The 2,781-nt window shown below is 59.4% G+C and carries 3 protein-coding genes and 1 pseudogene; all 4 read right to left on the reverse strand.

Annotation, left to right across the window (positions count from 1 at the left end):
* Nucleotides 1–65: 65 nt before the first annotated feature.
* Nucleotides 66–812, reverse strand: a complete 747-nt coding sequence (gene pdxJ, locus ACRESJ_RS23550; protein ID WP_431760046.1) for a pyridoxine 5'-phosphate synthase — start codon at nt 810–812, stop codon at nt 66–68.
* 49 nt (nt 813–861) lie between these two features.
* Nucleotides 862–1,551: a DNA repair protein RecO gene (gene recO, locus ACRESJ_RS23555; protein WP_431760048.1), complete on the reverse strand. Its 690-nt coding sequence runs from the start codon at nt 1,549–1,551 to the stop codon at nt 862–864.
* Nucleotides 1,552–1,722: 171 nt separating this feature from the next.
* Nucleotides 1,723–2,625: a GTPase Era gene (gene era, locus ACRESJ_RS23560; protein ID WP_431760047.1), complete on the reverse strand. Its 903-nt coding sequence runs from the start codon at nt 2,623–2,625 to the stop codon at nt 1,723–1,725.
* Nucleotides 2,618–2,781, reverse strand: a pseudogene (rnc, locus tag ACRESJ_RS23565) (ribonuclease III); the annotation flags it as partial. The gene era and the pseudogene rnc, both read right to left, overlap by 8 nt.

Below are 2,781 nucleotides of genomic sequence, written 5' to 3' on the forward strand. Positions count from 1 at the left end.
TCGGCAGCTCCTACAGGGTTTTGTGTACACCTGTAGGAGCTGCCGAAGGCTGCGATCTTTTGATTTTAGCCCTTCAGCGCAGCCGCCAGAATCAGCGCCTTCATCTCCGACACCGCCGACTTGAAGCCCACAAACAGCGCATGAGCCACCAACGCGTGGCCGATGTTCAGTTCATTGATGCCCTTGATCGCTGCCACCGCCTCAACGTTGTGGTAATGCAGACCATGGCCCGCGTTGACGATCAGACCTTGAGCAAGGCCAAACGCCACACCATCAGCAACGCGCTTGAGCTCCTCAGCCACCTCGGTCGGTGTCTCGGCATCAGCATAACGACCGGTGTGCAATTCGATGGCCGGCGCCCCCACACGGCGGGACGCTTCGATCTGGCGCTCATCGGCATCAATGAACAGCGACACTTCCGAGCCGATCTTTGACAAGCGCTGCACCGCAGCCTTGATCCGCGCCTCCTGCCCCGCCACGTCCAGGCCGCCTTCGGTGGTCAATTCCTGACGGGTTTCCGGCACCAGGCAAATGTGTGCCGGACGGATACGCTCGGCGAACGCCATCATTTCTTCGGTGACACCCATTTCGAAGTTCATGCGGGTTTGCAGCACATCTTTGAGCAACAGCACGTCACGCTCCTGGATGTGCCGGCGGTCTTCGCGCAGGTGCACGGTGATGCCGTCAGCGCCCGCCTCTTCCGCATCCAGTGCAGCCTTGACCGGGTCCGGGTAACGAGTGCCCCGGGCCTGACGCAGGGTGGCAACGTGGTCGATGTTCACGCCAAGAAGAATGCGGGTGCTGGTGGTCACGGAAGCGCTCCAGAAGAAGAGAAAGTTCGGTGCACAGCATACGGGGTGATCAGGGCTTGCGAAACAGCTCGCGACTGACAAGAGGCCGACCGCCCAGATGAACCGCCAGCGCCTGACGCATCAAACGCTTGGCAGCCGACAACGCGCCAGGTGCGGACCAATCGGCTTCAGCCATGGCCAGCAGCTCGACACCATTGAACAGTCCGGGCTGCAGCAGATAGACCCGTTCAAGTCCCGCATCCACTTGCAACCGGTAGAGACCGTCCGCAACGATCGGTTCGCCATGAATGTCCGTGGTCAAGGCAAAGCCATAACCCAAGTCATCCAGCAGCCGCCATTCGAACGACCGCAACAACGGCTCCAACGGTCGACCTTCGGCCAGGGCCAGCAACGTGGCTGCGTAGTGATCGAACACACCGGGATGAGGGTCTTCGGCGGGCAGCAGACGAATCAGCAGTTCATTGAGATAGAGCCCACTGAACAGTGCTTCGCCGTGAAGCCAGGTGGAAACACCGGCGCTTTCCATGCGCCCAACATTCTTCAGCTCACCACGCCCACGAAACTCCACTTCCAGCGGCACGAACGGCCGCGCCAGCGTCCCGGCCTTGCCCCGCGCGCTACGCAACACCGCCCGAAGCCGACCTTGCGGCGTGAGGAAGTCCACCAGCGCGCTATTTTCGCGGTACGCGCGGGAGTGGAGGACGTAGGCGGGTTGGCCGATGGGCGGGGTTTGCGACATGTAAGTCAGAAGTCTCACTGGAGGAATGCAATTTTACAAACAACAGAAACCATTGTGGGAGCGGGCTTGCCCGCGATGGCGGACCCACATTCAACATCTCTGTCGAATGTTACATCCTCATCGCGGGCAAGCCCGCTCCCACAGGTTTCTACGGTGCGATTTCGAGCGGGTTTACAAGTCGCCGTAACCCAACGAACGCAAGGCGCGCTCATCATCGGACCAGCCACCCTTAACCTTGACCCAAAGGTTAAGCATGATCTTGGAGTCGAACAGCAGCTCCATGTCCTTGCGCGCCTCGGTGCCGATACGCTTGATGCGCTCGCCCTTGTCGCCAATGATGATTTTCTTCTGGCCATCACGCTCGACGAGAATCAAGGCATGGATGTGCAGGGTTTTGCCCTGCTGCTTGAACTCTTCGATTTCGACCGTGATCTGGTACGGCAGCTCGGCGCCCAACTGGCGCATGATTTTTTCACGCACAAGCTCAGCAGCGAGGAAGCGGCTGCTGCGGTCGGTGATCTGGTCTTCCGGGAAGAAGTGATCGTTTTCCGGCAAGTGATCGGCAATCACCCGCTCCAGTGCATCGAGGTTGTGCCCGTGCTGCGCCGAAATAGGGATGATCTGTGCGTTCGGCAGCTGCTCCTGCAACCAGCTCAGATGCGGCATCAACTCGGCCTTGTCTTCGATGCGATCGGTCTTGTTCAGCGCGACGATCAGCGGACCGGTCACGTATTGCACGCGCTCGAGGACCATCTGGTCTTCTTCGGTCCACTTGGTACGGTCAACCACGAAGATCACCACGTCGACGTCTTTCAACGCCGCCGAAGCGGTCTTGTTCATATAGCGGTTCAGGGCCTTTTCGCCGCCCTTGTGCATGCCGGGGGTGTCGACGTAGATGGCCTGCACATCACCCTCGGTCTTGATGCCGAGCATGTTGTGGCGGGTGGTTTGCGGCTTGCGCGAGGTGATCGCCAGTTTCTGACCCAGAATGTGGTTCAGCAGCGTGGACTTGCCCACGTTTGGACGGCCGACGATGGCAACGTAGCCACAGCGAGTTGCATTTGTATCAGTCATTGCCATTCTCCACACCCAGGGCAATCAGAGCTGCGGCGGCCGCTACCTGTTCGGCAATACGACGACTCACACCCTGACCTCGGCTTTTTTCATTCAGTAAGATGATTTCGCATTCGACGAAGAACGTCCGGCAATGCGGCTCACCCTGGATATCCA

This window comes from Pseudomonas sp., assembly GCF_050739655.1.
GTDB lineage: Bacteria > Pseudomonadota > Gammaproteobacteria > Pseudomonadales > Pseudomonadaceae > Aquipseudomonas.